14 protein-coding genes, 1 pseudogene and 1 riboswitch are annotated in these 15,429 nt (G+C 59.3%); of the genes and pseudogenes, 11 read left to right on the top strand and 4 right to left on the bottom strand.

Going from position 1 to position 15,429, the window contains the following annotated elements:
- The first annotated feature begins 23 nt into the window (after nucleotides 1–23).
- From E4A48_RS13530 to E4A48_RS13500, 7 genes and pseudogenes are all read left to right on the top strand, one after another.
- Nucleotides 24–848, top strand: a complete 825-nt coding sequence (locus E4A48_RS13530) for an SPASM domain-containing protein (RefSeq protein ID WP_142742585.1) — start codon at nucleotides 24–26, stop codon at nucleotides 846–848.
- Nucleotides 814–1,806: a hypothetical protein gene (locus E4A48_RS13525; protein WP_185910661.1), complete on the top strand. Its 993-nt coding sequence runs from the start codon at nucleotides 814–816 to the stop codon at nucleotides 1,804–1,806. Before E4A48_RS13530 ends, E4A48_RS13525 begins: the two co-directional genes overlap by 35 nt.
- On the top strand, nucleotides 1,793–2,011 hold the full coding sequence (locus tag E4A48_RS13520; RefSeq protein WP_142742583.1) for a hypothetical protein: 219 nt from the start codon (nucleotides 1,793–1,795) through the stop codon (nucleotides 2,009–2,011). The genes E4A48_RS13525 and E4A48_RS13520 overlap by 14 nt, the downstream gene beginning before the upstream one ends.
- A gap of 2 nt (nucleotides 2,012–2,013) precedes the next feature.
- Nucleotides 2,014–2,829, top strand: a complete 816-nt coding sequence (locus E4A48_RS13515) for a hypothetical protein (protein ID WP_142742582.1) — start codon at nucleotides 2,014–2,016, stop codon at nucleotides 2,827–2,829.
- 426 nt (nucleotides 2,830–3,255) lie between these two features.
- Nucleotides 3,256–5,436: a peptidase domain-containing ABC transporter gene (locus E4A48_RS13510; protein WP_409976341.1), complete on the top strand. Its 2,181-nt coding sequence runs from the start codon at nucleotides 3,256–3,258 to the stop codon at nucleotides 5,434–5,436.
- Nucleotides 5,414–5,787, top strand: a pseudogene (locus E4A48_RS13505) (VOC family protein). Before E4A48_RS13510 ends, E4A48_RS13505 begins: the two are co-directional and overlap by 23 nt.
- A gap of 216 nt (nucleotides 5,788–6,003) precedes the next feature.
- Nucleotides 6,004–6,960: a Nudix family hydrolase gene (locus tag E4A48_RS13500; protein WP_142742580.1), complete on the top strand. Its 957-nt coding sequence runs from the start codon at nucleotides 6,004–6,006 to the stop codon at nucleotides 6,958–6,960.
- 131 nt (nucleotides 6,961–7,091) lie between these two features.
- Here the strand turns inward: E4A48_RS13500 and E4A48_RS13495 are convergent, their stop codons facing one another.
- Nucleotides 7,092–7,736, bottom strand: a complete 645-nt coding sequence (locus E4A48_RS13495) for a DUF4124 domain-containing protein (RefSeq protein ID WP_039007654.1) — start codon at nucleotides 7,734–7,736, stop codon at nucleotides 7,092–7,094.
- 403 nt (nucleotides 7,737–8,139) lie between these two features.
- Nucleotides 8,140–8,964, bottom strand: coding sequence for a methylenetetrahydrofolate reductase [NAD(P)H] (metF, locus tag E4A48_RS13490; protein WP_142742579.1), 825 nt, complete (start codon nucleotides 8,962–8,964; stop codon nucleotides 8,140–8,142).
- Between the two features lie 391 nt (nucleotides 8,965–9,355).
- Between metF and E4A48_RS13485 the strand changes: the two genes are divergently transcribed.
- The 3 genes from E4A48_RS13485 to E4A48_RS13475 all read left to right on the top strand — a co-directional run bounded on the left by E4A48_RS13485 (nucleotide 9,356) and on the right by E4A48_RS13475 (nucleotide 11,841).
- On the top strand, nucleotides 9,356–10,279 hold the full coding sequence (locus tag E4A48_RS13485; RefSeq protein ID WP_142742578.1) for a M14 family metallopeptidase: 924 nt from the start codon (nucleotides 9,356–9,358) through the stop codon (nucleotides 10,277–10,279).
- Between the two features lie 165 nt (nucleotides 10,280–10,444).
- Nucleotides 10,445–11,002: a DUF3228 family protein gene (locus tag E4A48_RS13480; RefSeq protein WP_142742577.1), complete on the top strand. Its 558-nt coding sequence runs from the start codon at nucleotides 10,445–10,447 to the stop codon at nucleotides 11,000–11,002.
- A gap of 152 nt (nucleotides 11,003–11,154) precedes the next feature.
- A complete protein-coding gene (locus E4A48_RS13475; RefSeq protein ID WP_142742576.1) occupies nucleotides 11,155–11,841 on the top strand; it encodes a sulfotransferase family protein in 687 nt (228 codons plus the stop codon).
- 69 nt (nucleotides 11,842–11,910) lie between these two features.
- Here the strand turns inward: E4A48_RS13475 and E4A48_RS13470 are convergent, their stop codons facing one another.
- Nucleotides 11,911–13,308 (bottom strand): cytochrome P450, encoded by a 1,398-nt coding sequence (locus tag E4A48_RS13470; protein WP_142742575.1) that lies wholly within the window; start codon nucleotides 13,306–13,308, stop codon nucleotides 11,911–11,913.
- A 158-nt stretch (nucleotides 13,309–13,466) separates the two neighbouring features.
- Here E4A48_RS13470 and E4A48_RS13465 point away from each other — a divergent pair, with 158 nt between their 5' ends.
- Nucleotides 13,467–13,790 carry a hypothetical protein gene (locus E4A48_RS13465; RefSeq protein WP_141696281.1) on the top strand — a complete coding sequence of 108 codons (324 nt, stop codon included), beginning with the start codon at nucleotides 13,467–13,469 and terminating at the stop codon, nucleotides 13,788–13,790.
- A gap of 19 nt (nucleotides 13,791–13,809) precedes the next feature.
- On the opposite strand, the gene ahcY is transcribed toward E4A48_RS13465, so the two are convergent.
- Nucleotides 13,810–15,255: an adenosylhomocysteinase gene (gene ahcY, locus E4A48_RS13460; protein ID WP_058196841.1), complete on the bottom strand. Its 1,446-nt coding sequence runs from the start codon at nucleotides 15,253–15,255 to the stop codon at nucleotides 13,810–13,812.
- Between the two features lie 35 nt (nucleotides 15,256–15,290).
- A riboswitch (S-adenosyl-L-homocysteine riboswitch) is annotated at nucleotides 15,291–15,390 on the bottom strand.
- Nucleotides 15,391–15,429 lie beyond the last annotated feature (39 nt).

Genomic DNA, 15,429 nt, shown 5'->3' with positions numbered 1-15,429 from the left:
TGCTGGTGGAGGGGAGCAAACGCGTGGCCCTCTATCACATGGCTTTAGGCAAGCTTATTCGTGCGCCACTCTTCGTAGCAGAGTTTGGCACTGGGAATCGGGAACCTAAGGGGGACATTGAGCTCAGAACGGCAGAAAAGCTGATTTCTGCCGGATATCTGCAGAGAGAAAATGAATCGAAGTGGTTGCCATACACTGTCCAAGCCACTACGCCTAATATTTCTCCGATTTCAAATTTGGTAGTGCTGGGTAGCGTGGATAATTATCGACGTCTAAGACATCTGCTGGAAAAAGATGAGCTCGCTTATCTGGTAAGGCATGTTGTCATTTTAAATGCGGATGCCAATCTTGATTTTGCAGGTCTTATGAGGAAGTATGCCCTTTCATATGAACTTGCGGGTGAAGTATCAGGCGGGATTTACTCTAAGGTATTTAGTAAATTGGGCGATCACGTTGCAACAAGGAGGCCGGTTAAATTAAAAAATAATCGCGACCTTTTGCGGGTTGACTATCGTACAATGATTGTATTGATGAATTATGTGGAGTCGGTAGGTACAATTTTTATTGACGCATTAGGCAACGTAACGCCTCACGTTAACGAGAAGCACTTCGTGTTGGGGGCCATTGATGTAACGGGCCTTGATGGAATAATTTCGGGAGAGGCATATCAGCGTCATATTAGCAATCGTAAGGCCAAGCGCGTGCGTTGTGGCTCGTGCGAATTAAGGCTCGCCTGTCTTCATAGTTTTGTGGAGAGAGTAGACCCAAGTGACATTAGTAGCGAGCCTACAATGTGTATATACGACCCTCATGATGAATCCTATCAAAATGCGTTATTCGCAAGATAATAAGATTTTGCTTTTTGCACGAGACTATGAGCATAATATTGAGAGCCTCATCGCGCAAATATGTTGGCTCGGTGGAATGCCAATCGTTGTCACGCTCAATGATCTCCGGAATTCATTTGCCACAACTATCATCAAGGATGGCAATGATACAACGCTGATCGGCAGTGTATCTGGCAAGAGAAAGGATTTCAATATTAGAGAAATACGCTCAGTCTGGTCTCGAGGATTTCCTGTTGAGGAGATGCCGGAGATCGCGACAGCGCAGAACTTGACCTATCATCAGTGGAAATACTATATTGGTTATATAATAACTCAGTTAAGTGGTGCAGTGTGGATGAATTCATTGGACGCGATAGCCTCAACGAACAACCGCCTAACTCAGTTGAAGGTTGCGACGTTGTGTGGATTCAAGGTCCCGGATTCTTTGGTTACCAATCGGCGGCGGGATGTAGAAGAGTTCATCGCCGAGTATGGCGAAATAATTGTCAAGCAGATATCCTCTGGGCATCCTCGGGAGTGCGCAGATCGTCTGCTCTTCGCAAGAAAAATTGATTGCGCCAACCTCGCAATTTATTCGAGCAATATTGCCAGTTCACCATCACTTTATCAATCATTAGTTGACAAAGAAATCGAGCTTCGAGTCTACTTTGTTGATGGAGAAGTCTATTGCGCTGGAATGCGTATTTCTGGTGGTGATGACGTTGACTCCAGATCATTAATTTCTAAAAAACATTACTTCAAGTTTTCGCTGGATGAAACGACAATAAGCAAAATCCGTCAACTTACAAGTGCGATGAATCTCCGCTATGCTGCTATTGACATGGCTATTGATAGGCGTGGGGATCTGGTTTTCTTTGAGGTTAACCATTCGGGGCAATGGGGTTATGTTGAGAGAGAGACCGGAATTCCAGTAACTCAGTCAATTGCGAGCAAGGTTGTGGCTTATGCAAAAGCCTAGAGATAATTTCCCGCTTATAAATGAGCTTAATCAGCATCGGTTGATGTATGAAACTTATCTAGATGAGGTAAATAATGCTGAGGCGCATTATGCTATTGAAAGAGCTGAATCCGTAATATTGGGCGCAAATTTTTCTTATTTTCTTGATAAGGTGCCTGGGGAATTAAATAAGGTGTCCATGTCCTCAATCTTCGCGGAAGAATGAAAATGAAAGTTGTGAGCTCGGTTCTAATTGCCTTTTTGGCGCTGTTCATTTTTCGGAATTACGCTAAGGCCACACCAGATGACAGTGAGCGGGGCGAGGGTCCGACAGTGGGTGAGGCAATGGAAGCACTCTCACAGAATGGTCTTCTGAGGCAGCAGCAGATACTTGAAAGGTTGCTTGAGCGAATTGGTGAGCGCCAAGATGAACATTCTAGATATATTAGGGATCTAACAGGCAACAACCTAGCCACAGTTTTAAGTTTTCAGGGGGATTACCTTTCTTCGATCCGTGTTTTCCCTGTGAGTTACAGTCAAAATTCAAATATTGAGGTGGTATATCCAGCTACAGGCTGTTTGAAATTAAAAAAAGCAGATGTTTCGATTTCGAAACTTGCGCGAGATAAAAAGATACTCATTATCAACGAAGCGCACCACGTTCCTGAGACTCGTTGGCTTCCAATCTCGATACTTCCGGCGCTCAAGGAGTCAGGTTACCACTATTTGGCACTTGAAGCATTATCTGAGAACGGTGCTTCTGTTGGCGAGCGTGGATATGCCAATTTTGACACGGGTTCGTATACGAATGAGCCAATTTATTCCGAACTTATAAGAAGGGCGCTGGCACTTGGCTTTACGCTCATACGCTACGATACGGCGGTTGATGCTGGACAGGAAGAGCGCGAGTCTACTCAAGCCAAAAATATTTTAAAAATTCTAAAAGATGATCCTTTGGCAAAAGTACTAATCGTTGCTGGTTATCGGCATGCCGCTAAGAACGATCAGGGTGCGGGGGGGGGGGGACGCTTGCAACAAGACTGAGTGCGGTTACCAAAAACAGAGTGGTAACAATAGATCAGACAAGCATGGTCTCTAATTCTGGCCGAGCGCGAGAAATAGCGGAAAGCTTGTTAAAAAAATTCAAGCCATCTGAGCCCTCAGTCTTGGTGAATGAAAATGGAACGCCTTGGAGCTTACAGGAAAGGCAATTTGATGCGACGGTTCTGCTACCCTCCAATGTGGAAGTATTTGGCCGGCCGAATTGGTTAAGTCTGGGGGGGGTGAGGATGCCAGTTGAGATCAGCGCTGCGATTTGCAATTTGACCTTTCCATGCCTAATTGAGGCTCGTCCCCTGAGAGAGTCTTCGAGCTCAGTACCTAGTGATCGGTTTGTATTGCGGAGCGCCAGTGATAGGTCGAAGCTTTATTTGCCAACGGGCAAATACATTTTGCTTGCGACTGATATTGATGGTCGATTACTTCACGAGAACGAGATTGGTGTGCGACCAAGCGCTATTAGTGAGTACAAGACGCGTTAATAATAACTACTATTGCTCAAAAATGTCCGAAATTATTCTTCAATCAGAAGCATCCGAATGCGGTCTGGCGTGTTTAGCAATGATTTCGCGCGCTAATGGCGGGCGACACAATCTTCGAACATTGAGGGCAGCGTTTCCTGGTTCGCTCAAAGGGCTAAGTCTCCGTAGAATGATCCAGATCGGGAGAGAAATAGGTCTCGCAGCGCGACCTGTCCGCCTTGAGCCTGTTAGCTTACGAAAACTAAAACTTCCTTGTATTTTGCATTGGGAGATGAATCATTTCGTCGTTCTCTCCGGGATCGAGAAGTCTTCGTTTATTATTCTGGATCCGTCTGCTGGTAAGCTAAAGATATCCGCTGAGTCGTTTTCATCAAAATTTACTGGGATTGCAGTTGAATTTTCTGCAACATCTTCGCTTGGTTCTGAGCCGGAGCCGGAGCGCGTTAATTTGGTTCAATTAACCGGTGGGGTACGAGGGTTAAAGAGAATTGCTGCTCAAATTTTGCTTCTTTCTGTATCGTTGCAAGTTTTTGTTGTGCTAGCACCATTTTTTATGCAATGGGTGATTGATCAAGTTCTTGTTTCCGGAGATTCTGGCTTGTTGCTAACTCTGGGAGCCGGGTTTTCGATAGCGCTTGTCCTCCAGGTTGCAATAGCTCAGATCAGAGGGGCAGCAGTTGTTTACGTTTCATCACAGCTTGGGATGAAATGGATGCGGAACGTATTCACACACGTTCTGCATCTGCCGATGTCATTCTTTGAACGGCGTCATTTGGGTGATATTAATTCAAGAATTTCTTCGATCGGGGCCATCCAGCGCACGCTTACAACCCAGTTTGTCGAGTCGCTAATCGATGGCGCCATGGCTACTGCAGCCCTGGTTCTCATGTTTTTTTATAATGTCAAACTTGCGGCAATTTCGGCGTCTACGTGTTTGTTGTATATAATTATTAGAATTTTACTACATGGTCACATCCATCGTAGAACCGAGGCTCAGCTTGCTTGCTCAGCAGCGCAACAAACGCATCTCTTTGAATCACTTAGGGGAATGCAGAGCATTAAAGTTAATGGTCAAGAGAGCATACGAAACGCAGCGTTCGACAATCTTTTGACTGACACAGTGAATCACGAGGTGGTTTTGGGGCGTTTTCATACCATCCTGGACTCTGCTAATTTATTCGTTTTCGGAATTTCAAGAATATTTATAATTTGGGTGGGCGCGACTGTTGTCTTGAGTTCCTCGTTTTCTGTGGGAATGCTTGTTGCTTACCTGGCTTACAATGAAATATTTGCTCAGCGAGTTGCAGTGCTCGTTAATAATTATTTTGACTTCAAAATGCTTGGCGTGCATTGTGAGCGTCTTGCTGATATAACGTTGGAAAAACCGGAAAAATTTATTTCAGTTGGTGCTTCGCCGCCCACGAAAGGCTCGGTTGAGGTTAAAAATGTATCATTTCGGTATGCCGAGGGGGAGCCATGGATCGTGCGTGATTGTAGCCTTAATATTGCTCCAGGTGAGTCTGTTGCGATTGTCGGCGCTTCTGGGTGCGGAAAGAGCACGTTAATGAAATTGATGCTCGGTTTGCTGACTCCGACTGAGGGTACCATTTTGGTTGGAGGACTGGATATCAATCGATATGGTGCGTCAAGTATGAGAGATGTTGTGGGGGCTGTAATGCAGGACGATCAGTTATTTGTTGGAACTATTGGTGAGAACATTAGCTTCTTTGATCCGAACCATGATCAGGAGCGAGTGGAATGGGCATCTCGCTTGGCTGCTGTTGATGACGATATCGCGTCAATGCCTATGCAGTACAAAAGTCTGATTGGTGATATGGGAAGTGCGCTCTCGGGAGGTCAAAGACAACGAGTTATCTTGGCTCGTGCATTATATAGAAACCCGAAGATAATTTTTCTTGATGAAGCAACAAGTAGTCTTGATGTTGTGAAGGAAAGTCAGGTCAATGCTTCTATTAAAATGTTAAGTTTGACTCGAGTCATTGTTGCTCATCGTCCCCAAACTATTGCAAGTGCTGATAGAGTATTAACAATGGTAGGGGGGCAGGCAAAGGAGGTGGGTCAGAATTATGATTTTTTCCTCCAGTCTTGAATTGAAGGTGTTCTTGTCGGCGCGCGATTACGCGCTGTCCGTGCAGTTCTATCGGGAAGTGGGGTTCGTGCCCGAGGAGATCGGTCCGGGGCTGACTGCTTCCGCCACTGCGAGCGCTGTGCGTTCCTGCTGCAGGATTTCTACGACCAGGGGTTGGGGCACAACCTGATGCTGCATCTTTGGGTGGAGGATGCTGATGCCTGGTGGCGGCGGCTTGATGCCGCCGATCTGGCCGGCCGCTACGGCGCGCGCGTCGGCGTGCCGGAGGATCGGCCCTGGGGCATGCGCGACGTCAGTCTGCACGATCCGGGCGGGGTGCTGTGGCGGATCGGTCACGCCTTGCCGGGGTGAGCGAGGTGCCGGCATTCTCGCTGCGTCGGCCCCGACCTTGGTGTTCGCTGGCATGACCGCATGCGCGCGGTTTCGTCGTTGCCGCCACGTCGTCCCAGCCGCCGCCTCGCCGTGCGTTGGCCGAATGCGCGCAGAGCGCTGCCGTGATGCGCGGATCGGCGGCGATGTGAATCGCGTGCATTGCGCTGGCACCGCCGAAGGCGGCAAGCTTGCGCCATGTCCGAACCGCTCAGATCCATTCATGTCGTCGCCGGGGTCATCACCGATGCCCGCGGCCGTATTTTGCTGGCCCGGCGTACCGAGGGCCGCGATCTCGCCGGCCTGTGGGAGTTCCCCGGCGGCAAGCGCGAGCCGGGCGAGACCTCCAAGCAGGCCCTGGTGCGCGAGCTGCAGGAGGAGCTGGGCATCGAGGCGACGGTCGGCGCGCAGCTGATCGAGGTGCCGCAGCGCTATCCGGACAAGCGGCTGCGCCTGGAGATGCGCCAGGTGCTGTCGTGGAAGGGCAATGCGCGCGGTCGCGAAGGCCAGGCGCTGACCTGGGTGGCGCCGGACAAGCTGGACCGCTACGCGATGCCGCCGGCCGACCAGCCGGTGGTGGCGATGCTGCGCCAGCCCGATCGCTATCTGGTGACGCCGGAGCCGGTCGATCCCGAGCGCTGGCTGGCGGCGCTGGAGCGCGCGCTGCAAGGCGGCGTGCAGCGCGTGCAACTGCGCGCGCGCAGCCTGCCGGTGGCGCAATGGCAGCCGCTGGCGCGGGCCGCGGCGGCGCTGTGTGCGGCGCGCGGCGCGCAGGTGCTGGTCAATCGCGATCTGGCGCTGGCGCAGGACTTGGGCGTCGGCGTGCATCTGGGGTCGGAGCAGCTGGCGCAGTTCGACGCGCGTCCGCCGGCGCACTGCGTCGCCGCGTCCTGCCATCGCCTGGAGGAACTGCAGGCGGCGCAGCGGCTCGGCTGCGATTTCGCGGTGGTCGGCCCACTGGCGGCCACCGCTAGCCATCCCGGCGCCGCGCCGCTGGGCTGGGAGGCGTTCGAACGTCTGCGCGAGGAAGTGGCGTTGCCGCTGTACCCGATCGGCGGCCTGTTGCCGGCGCAGATCGCCGAAGCGCGCCGCCATGGCGGCCAGGGCATCGCTGCGATCCGAGGCTTGTGGCCGATGGACGTGGACGCGGCCTGAGCGCTGGCGACGGGAGCGACTTCAGTCGCGACGCGCATTCCAGGCAATGCGCTCGCGACGGATGGCACCAGGCCACCCCGAGTCGCTCCTGCAACGCTTCGCCGATGGCGGGGCTGCAAGCCGCAAGCGCGCTAGAAACTGATCCAGAAGCAGTTGTACTGCCGGCGCAGGCGCAGCACGGTCGCTGTCGGCGTGGCGCTACCGGCGAGGGTCTGCTCCAGGCGCAAGCCGGTGGCGCGTGCACGCGGCGGCGTGGCGCTGGCGCCGGGAGCGGTACCGGTCGCGGCCTGCGGTGTCGCAGACATGGCGTCGGGCGCATCCCGCGCGGCCGAGGCCGCGGATGTCGTCGGCATGACAGGGGCCGGATCCATCGGTGCCGACGCTTGCGCCAGCACCGGCACGATCGCGACCAGCGGCCGCCGGGTGATCGCATCGAGGCGGTCGAGGATAGGCCGCGCCGCGTCGTTCGAGACGCCGTTCCACCAGTACAGCGTGGACAGGCGATTGACGTCGCGCGCGTCCACCGCAGTGCGGATCTGCTGTGCCAGTTCGCTGAGCCGGCGCACGCATTGCGGCCGGTACAGGCCGCTGGCGCCTTCGCTGGCGGTACTGGGCGCGGTGCGCGGCGGCAACCGGTCGATCGCGCCCAGGTCTTCGCAACGGCGGTCGCTGAACACCGTGGCGCCGTCGGCGCCGGTGCAGCGATTGACCTTCTGCGCGGCGGCGGGGGGGGCGCACAGGCAGAGCAGCAGCATGATCGACGAGGGTGCGCGCATCGCGCCAGCCTAGCTGCCGGGCTGGCGTGTGGAAAGGTCGAGGGAGGGGCGCAGCTGCAGGCGGCGGCGTGAACGAAGCAGGCGAGCGCGGTTGCTGCGGGATGTGGGCCGGTCCTGATGCTTCGCGCGGACGGTGTGTTTGACTGCTTCGCTCGTCGCGACTGAAGTCGCTCCCACAGGGGGGGGGGCTGCCGGGCGAGGCCCTAAGGCTGCTGTAGCAGGGGCTTCAGCCCCGACCGGTTGGTTCCGAAGCCAGCCAAGCTTGCGACACCGTTTGTCGCGGCTGAAGCCGCTCGTGTCTCCTGCAGGGGATTTTTCGAGGTGCTGCGAAGGCGTTTGTGGGAGGGACTTCAGTCCCGACGCTGTCCGCCATCGGGATGCCTGCCGAAGCCGCAGGCCGCGCTCACGCCAGGCGCGACAGTACGCTGGTGGTGGGCTTGGCCAGGTTGAGCGTGTAGAAGTGCAGCGCCGGCGCGCCGCCGGCGAGCAGGCGTTCGCACAGCGCGGCGACCAGGTCGGCGCCGAATTCGCGGATCGCGTCGGCATCGTCGCCGAGGGCCTGCATGCGCTTGCCGATCCAACGCGGGATCTCCGCGCCGCATTGCTCGGAGAAACGCCGCAGCTGGCTGAAGTTGGAGATCGGCATGATCCCCGGCACGATCGGGATCTGCACGCCGAGCTTGCGTACCGCATCGACGAAATGGAAATACGCGTCGGCGTTGTAGAAGTACTGGGTGATCGCGCCATCGGCACCGGCCTCGACCTTGGTCTTGAAATGGCGCAGGTCGCTCAGCGCGTCGCTGGCCTGCGGGTGCGTCTCCGGATAGGCGCCCACCTCCAGGTGGAAGGCATCGCCGTGCTCGGCGCGGATGAAAGCGATCAGGTCGGCAGCGTAGCGCAGGTCGCCGGGATGGCCCATTCCCGAGGGCAGGTCGCCGCGCAGCGCGACCAGGCGCCGGCAGCCGATCGCGCGGTACAGCTTGAGCAGTTCGCGGATCTCTTCGCGGCTGCCGCCGACGCACGACAGGTGCGGCGCCGCCTCAAAGCCGTGGTGCTGCTTCAGATGACGTACCGTCTCGGAGGTGTAGCTCAGGGTGGAGCCGCCGGCACCGAAGGTGCACGATACGTACTCCGGCGCGTAGGCCTTCAGGCGTGCGGCGGTGCGGTCCAGCTGCGCACGCTGTTCGTCGGTCTTGGGCGGGTAGAACTCGAAACTGATGGCGGTCATGGGCGCGGCGCGTCAGGTGTTCGGCGGAGTATATCTCTTCATCCGGATGGATGTAAGATTGGGGTGGGCGTCCGTTATGTTTGTCCGGATAAGCGCCTCTACAGTCGCGCCTGCGGCGCCGGCAGGCTGAAGGAGTAGCGGCTGCTGGCGATGCGCGCACGCTGCCGGAGCCGAGCGTATCGCTATCGGCCACGTTCCAGCACAGCACGCTGCCGCGCATGGCGGCGCAGCATGCGCACGTTGCATACCATGGCGACAGCGCGCGAAAGCGGGATCGCACCCGCTTCGGCACCGATTGCCGCGCGCGCCGCTGTCGTGCTGCGAGCCGCTTTGCGATGCGCGCGCTTTGCTACAGTCGCTGCTTTCACTTGTCTACGCGGAGCCGCAGCCGATGACCAGCGCAGCCTTCTATCCGATCGGTACTCCAGGCGTGCCCTGGGGCGCCGCCGAGAAGGCGGTCTGGCTGGCCCGACAGCAGCGCCGGCGCAGCTATCAGGACGAGGTGGTGGCGGTCATCGCGGGTCTGCGCGGGCAATGGGACGTGGTCGAGTACGGGGAACTGGCATATGCGCAGGTGCGCTATCGGTTGCTGGCGCTGCGCAGCCGCGACTGGGACGCGGCATTGCCGTGCATGCTGGTGACCGGCGGCGTGCATGGCTACGAAACCAGCGGCGTGCATGGCGCGCTGCAGTTCGCCGAACGCCACGCCGGTCACTACGCCGGCCGGGCCAACCTGCTGGTGGCGCCGTGCGTGAGCCCGTGGGCCTACGAGCGCATCCATCGCTGGAACGCCGACGCCATCGATCCCAACCGGTCGTTCCGCGAGGACAGCCCGGCGCAGGAATCGGCCGCGCTGCTGTGCCTGGTCGCGCCGCTGCGCGGGCAGGTACTGATGCACATCGATCTGCACGAGACCACCGACAGCGACGAGTCCGAATTCCGTCCGGCGCTGGCCGCGCGCGACGGCGTCGGTTACGAGCCCGATGGCGTTCCCGACGGTTTCTACCTGGTCGGCGACAGCGATAACCCGCAGCCGGCGTTCCAGCAGGCGGTGATCGCGGCGGTGGCGCAGCTCACGCATATCGCGCCGGCCGATGCGCAGGGCAAGATCATCGGCTCGCCGGTGGCGGCGCACGGCGTCATCCATTACCCGGTGAAGAAGCTGGGTCTGTGTGCGGGCATCAGCGGCGCACGCTACACCACGACGACCGAGGTCTACCCCGATAGCCCCACCGCCACGCCCGAGCAGTGCAATGCCGCACAGGCGGCGGCGATTCGTGCGGCGATCGATTATGCGTTGGCGCATCCGGAGTAGACGCCAGGCGTGAAAAGCGGGAGTAGGAGGGGTAAAAGCCACGGCGGAACAGCGGGCTGGTCGAAGCAATGCCATGACGGCCGTTACTCGGGTGTTCGGTGCGCACGGTGTCCATCGCCTGCCCGGGCGCGCTACGCTTGCCCGCTCCTCGTGTCCGTCCCCGCCATGTCCATCGTCCTCACCGCTTTCGCCCGCACCCGGCTGTTCCCGCGCGACGCGCGTCGCAACGCGATCCAGGACTGCACGCCCGAGCAGTTCGAGCGCCACCTCAACGACACCGCGCCGCTGCAGGTGCTGGCCGGCTACGCGGCATTCTGCCAGCTGCACGTGCACCGCAACTGGACCTCGACCCGTTGCCTGACCGCACCGATCACCCAAGCCAACCGGCATCTGCTGCGTTCCGGCTACGAGGCGCGCAGCAGGGAGGAATTGCCGGTGCTGGTGCGCTGGTTCGAAGGCGTCGCGCCGCCGGTCGCCGCGTATCTGCTGCCGATCCTCTACAGCCGCGAACAACTCGCGCGCGAGGGCGCGCCGATCGAGGCCGACTGGGGCGTGGTCGGCTGCCTCTACACCGCCGAGCCGCAGGAGATCCCGATGGCGCCGATCACCATGCTGCGCAATGCGCTGGGTGTGGAAGAAGGCGGCTCGGGCGTGGCGCTGGACCGCGAGGCGTATCGGCGCAGCGTGGCGTTCTGGGAAAACAATGCGAACTGGCGCGAATAAGCGCCACCGCGATCGAGTTGCGCACATGTCTGCGGCATGCGTCGCGGGCGCGGCCTGCGGCCGGATCGCAGGTTCTGATCGTCGGCGCAAGAACGCAGGCCATCGGCGCGTGTTAGGTTTCCGCCTCGTAAGGATCGGATCGGAGAATCGCGATGTCGCTGCAGGTGATCGGAGCGGGACTGGGCAGGACCGGAACATTGTCGCTGAAGTTCGCGCTGGAGCATCTTGGATTCGGGCCCTGCTATCACGCGACCGAGGTGGCGGCGAACATGCGCACAGCGTTGCCATTGTGGAACGCGGCCGAGCGCGGCACGCCTGACTGGCCGGCGATCTTCGCCGGCTACCGCTCCAGCACCGATCATCCCGGGTGTTACTACTGGCGGCAATTGATCGAGGCGTATCCGCAGGCGAAGGTCGTGCTGACCGTGCGCGATCCTGACAGCTGGTTCGAATCGGTGACCCAGACCATCCTGGTGCCGGGCAGAAAGAGCACCTTTCTCGGTCCGGAAGGGGAGGCGTTTAGCTCGTTCTTGCGCCAGCAGTTTGGGGGACGCAATGACGATCGCGCCTCCATGATCGAGTATTTCACGCGGTGGAATCGGGAGGTGGTCGCGACCGTGCCGGCGGAGCGGCTGCTGGTGTTCTCGGCCAAGCAGGGTTGGGCGCCGCTGTGCGCCTTCCTCGACGTGCCGGTGCCCGCCCAAGCGTATCCACATTTGCACGCGCGGCCGCGGTTGCGCTGGTTCAAGCGTGTACTGCGTCTGCCCGACGATATCGCAGCGCGCGAACGGCATATGCGCGATTACCTAGATGCGCTGCACCAGGACCTGTTCGGATGAACGGGTTTCGTCATGTGCGGAATTGAAGCTGCTGTTGCGCCATTTCCCTCCGTGCCGGGAGCGACTTCTTCAACCGGGCGAGTGCGGTGAGGACGCAACGGTGCGGATCGCCGCGATGTCGGCGTGCGGGATACCGGTCGCGCGGGTCTGCCGGGTCCGCAACGCGATGCGCACGTCCAGCGGGCGCAACACCAGCGCGGGCATGACTGCCGGCCGCGCGTCCGCGGCCAGATGAAGCGTGCGGGCGCGCAGCAGAATTGCGACAACCACGGTCATCTGGCTCAGTGACAGCATGCTGCCGATGCAACTGCGAGGTCCACCACCGAATGGCAAATAGGTGTAGCGCGGCGGCGATGGCGAGGCCGCCTCGCCTAGCCAGCGCGCAGGGGCGAATGCATCGGGATCGTGAAAGTGGCGCGGATCGCGGTGTACGACCCATGGGCTCACCAGCAGCCGCGTGCCACGCGGCACACTGAAACCATTCAGCATGGTGTCGTGCCGAGCGACTCTGGCAGTCAACCATGCCGGCGGATACAGGCGCATGGCTTCCTTCACGCAGGCGCGGGCCAAGGGAAACCGTTCGATGCTGTCCGCATCCGACCCGGCGCCGGCCAGTACAGTCTCGGCCTCGTCTGCCACCGCTTGCGCAGTCTGCGAATGTTGCGCCAGCAACAGCAAGGTCCAGGTTAGCCCTGCTGCCATGGGTTCCAGCGCGGACATCAGCATCGCGGCGGCTTCGTCACGGCACCAGGCGCTGCGTCCTTGCGGATCCTCGGTCAGCAACAATGCCAGAACCGAAGCGGTACGCGGCGGATGGTCCGGGCGCTGCACCAGGATGCGTTCCAGAGCCACCTCCAACGCGTTGCGCGCCCGGCGTGCGCGGCGCTTGCGGGCGCCCAGCCACCAGATGGGCGTCTCGCAGCGGCCGCGGGTTTCTTCCAAGATCGCGTCCACCATCGGCAACATGCGTAGCAGATGGGGCGCCTGCGTTGGATCACCAAGCAGGAAGCCCGCGCCCAGGCGTGCACACAGCTCGGTCATCAGCACACGCATGTCTGGCGCTGGCTCCGTTTCGCTGTGCTCGCGCAGCATTGTCTGCGTGGCCGCAGCTGCCTGGGCAATGTCGTCGCGGATCAGCGCTGCGCGAAATGCAGGTTGCAGCGCATGTCGTTTGCGTTGCCAATCGCTGCCGGCACTATTCATGACAGAGGCGGGAAAGACCGCCTGGCGCGCACGCCGGTCCGGGTCGGATTTCCCGTACAGTGTACCGTCGTCGCTGAGCACCGTGCCGATCACTGCAGGCGCCGTGAGCAGATAGGTAGTGGCCCCGATCATGACCACATCGCCGTAATCACGTGCACATGTTTGCAGGAACGTCAGGGGGTTTTCAGCGAACGCCCGTCTGTTGCCGAACGCCCAGTGGCCGCTAGGACCGGGCGGAAGATTGGGTATGCCGCTGACGGTCATGGGCAGGTCCGGTGGCCGGCAAATAAACTGCAGATCCGCGCAACAGCACGCCTGGTGTGCCGCACTGCATTTCCGTGGCTGGCCTGGGAAAAAGGAGGCACGATGTGCCTCCCCCATCGTCAAGCCACATTCGGTGGCTTCGCTGTCAATAGATGTAGGTGAAGCCAAGTTTGCGCGCACTGCGCTTCTGGAACCATTTCGACAACGACGTAAAGAAATGCTTCATCGCGATATTCCTTCAATCGAAAAATTATATCCCATTGCCTGACGCCCCACGGCGCAATCATATCGCCAGGGTTGAAGAAAAATCTGCTTTCTTATTGCATAAATCAAGTGAAAATTTGAAGCGAATCGAACCTTGGCACATTTCGATGAGGTTGAACGCAGCTTGTGTGATATTTATCTATGCCGTTCAACCAGGCACGCATGATGCGCACACCGCAAACACATCGGGCGCCTTGCGGCGCCCGATGAGCGACTGATGAGCGATGCAGCAACCACTCAGTACCTGTAATGCTCCGGCTTGTACGGCCCATCGACCGACACGCCGAGGTAGGCGGCCTGGTCGTCGCTGAGCGTGGTCAGCTTCACGCCGATCTTTTCCAGGTGCAGGCGCGCCACTTCCTCGTCCAGCTTCTTCGGCAGGCGGTAGACCTGCTTTTCGTAGCTGTCCTTGTTCTGCCACAGGTCGATCTGCGCCAGGGTCTGGTTGGCGAAGCTGTTGGACATCACGAAGCTGGGGTGGCCGGTGGCGCAGCCCAGGTTGACCAGGCGGCCTTCGGCCAGCAGGAAGATCGCGTTGCCGTTCGGGAACACGAACTTGTCCACCTGCGGCTTGATATTGATCTTCTGCACGCCGGGGTAGGTGTACAGCGCCTCGACCTGGATCTCGTTGTCGAAGTGGCCGATGTTGCAGACGATCGCCTGGTCCTTCATCTGCGTCAGGTGCTCGATGCGGATGATGTCCTTGTTGCCGGTGGTGGTGACGTAGATGTCGGCCTGGCCCAGGCTGTCTTCGACGGTGTTGACCTCGAAGCCTTCCATCGCCGCCTGCAGCGCGCAGATCGGGTCGATCTCGGTGACGATGACACGGGCGCCATAGGCGCGCAGGCTGTGCGCCGAGCCCTTGCCGACATCGCCGTAGCCGCAGACCACCGCGACCTTGCCGGCCAGCATCACGTCCATCGCGCGCTTTAGGCCGTCGGCCAGCGACTCGCGGCAGCCGTACAGGTTGTCGAACTTGCTCTTGGTCACCGAGTCGTTGACGTTGATCGACGGCACCAGCAGGGTGCCGGCCTCGGCCAGCTGGTACAGGCGGTGCACGCCGGTGGTGGTTTCCTCGGACACGCCCTTCCAGTCCTTGACCACGCGGGTCCAGTAGCCGGGGCGCTCGACCGCCACGCGCTTGAGCAGGTCCTTGATCACCTGCTCTTCGTGCGAGGACGCGGGTTCGTCCACCCACTTGGAGCCGTTTTCCAGTTCGTAGCCCTTGTGGATCAGCAGGGTGACGTCGCCGCCGTCATCCACCACCAGCTCCGGCCCGGTCTGGGTGCCGTCTGCCAGGGTGAAGGTTAGCGCGTCGAGGGTGCAGTCCCAGTATTCCTCCAGGCTCTCGCCCTTCCAGGCGAACACGGGGGTGCCGGTGACGGCGATCGCCGCGGCAGCGTGGTCCTGGGTGGAGAAGATGTTGCACGAGGCCCAGCGCACGTCGGCGCCGATGTCCTTCAGCGTCTCGATCAGCACCGCGGTCTGGATGGTCATGTGCAGCGAGCCGGTCACGCGCACGCCGGCCAGCGGCTTGGCGGCGGCGTACTGGCGGCGGATCGACATCAGGCCCGGCATCTCGTGCTCGGCGATGTCCAGCTCCTTGCGGCCCCAATCGGCCAGGGAGATGTCGGCGACCTTGTAGTCGCCCTGTGCGGAAAAGTTTTTCAGTGCAGCGTTCATCGGTATAGCTCCGGTCAATGGCGAGAAAACTCGCGAAGGTCCGGGCGCCGTTGTCGCTCAAGCCTGCCGCCGAGCCTGGCCGGGTCTGCAGGCGGGGAACCCCGCATCGACACGGTCGCAGCGCCCCTCGGCGGAGGGATAACCAATTATAGCGGCAGCGGCGTGAGGCGCTTG

The sequence above is a fragment of the Xanthomonas translucens pv. cerealis genome, assembly GCF_006838285.1.
Classification (GTDB): Bacteria; Pseudomonadota; Gammaproteobacteria; order Xanthomonadales; family Xanthomonadaceae; genus Xanthomonas_A; species Xanthomonas_A cerealis.
Note: the sequence above shows the minus strand (reverse complement) of the source record. Positions and strands in the feature narration are given on the sequence as shown.

Bases quoted from the DNA above. Each gene is read 5' to 3' on its own strand.
- E4A48_RS13470 (WP_142742575.1), bottom strand. From the start codon at position 13,308: ATGACCGTCAGCGGCATACCCAATCTTCCGCCCGGTCCTAGCGGCCAC.
- E4A48_RS13520 (WP_142742583.1), top strand. From the start codon at position 1,793: ATGCAAAAGCCTAGAGATAATTTCCCGCTTATAAATGAGCTTAATCAG.
- E4A48_RS13485 (WP_142742578.1), top strand. From the start codon at position 9,356: ATGACCAGCGCAGCCTTCTATCCGATCGGTACTCCAGGCGTGCCCTGG.
- metF (WP_142742579.1), bottom strand. From the start codon at position 8,964: ATGACCGCCATCAGTTTCGAGTTCTACCCGCCCAAGACCGACGAACAG.
- E4A48_RS13510 (WP_409976341.1), top strand. From the start codon at position 3,256: ATGGTCGATTACTTCACGAGAACGAGATTGGTGTGCGACCAAGCGCTA.
- E4A48_RS13515 (WP_142742582.1), top strand. From the start codon at position 2,014: ATGAAAGTTGTGAGCTCGGTTCTAATTGCCTTTTTGGCGCTGTTCATT.
- E4A48_RS13525 (WP_185910661.1), top strand. From the start codon at position 814: ATGAATCCTATCAAAATGCGTTATTCGCAAGATAATAAGATTTTGCTT.
- E4A48_RS13480 (WP_142742577.1), top strand. From the start codon at position 10,445: ATGTCCATCGTCCTCACCGCTTTCGCCCGCACCCGGCTGTTCCCGCGC.
- ahcY (WP_058196841.1), bottom strand. From the start codon at position 15,255: ATGAACGCTGCACTGAAAAACTTTTCCGCACAGGGCGACTACAAGGTC.
- E4A48_RS13475 (WP_142742576.1), top strand. From the start codon at position 11,155: ATGTCGCTGCAGGTGATCGGAGCGGGACTGGGCAGGACCGGAACATTG.
- E4A48_RS13500 (WP_142742580.1), top strand. From the start codon at position 6,004: ATGTCCGAACCGCTCAGATCCATTCATGTCGTCGCCGGGGTCATCACC.
- E4A48_RS13495 (WP_039007654.1), bottom strand. From the start codon at position 7,736: ATGCGCGCACCCTCGTCGATCATGCTGCTGCTCTGCCTGTGCGCCCCC.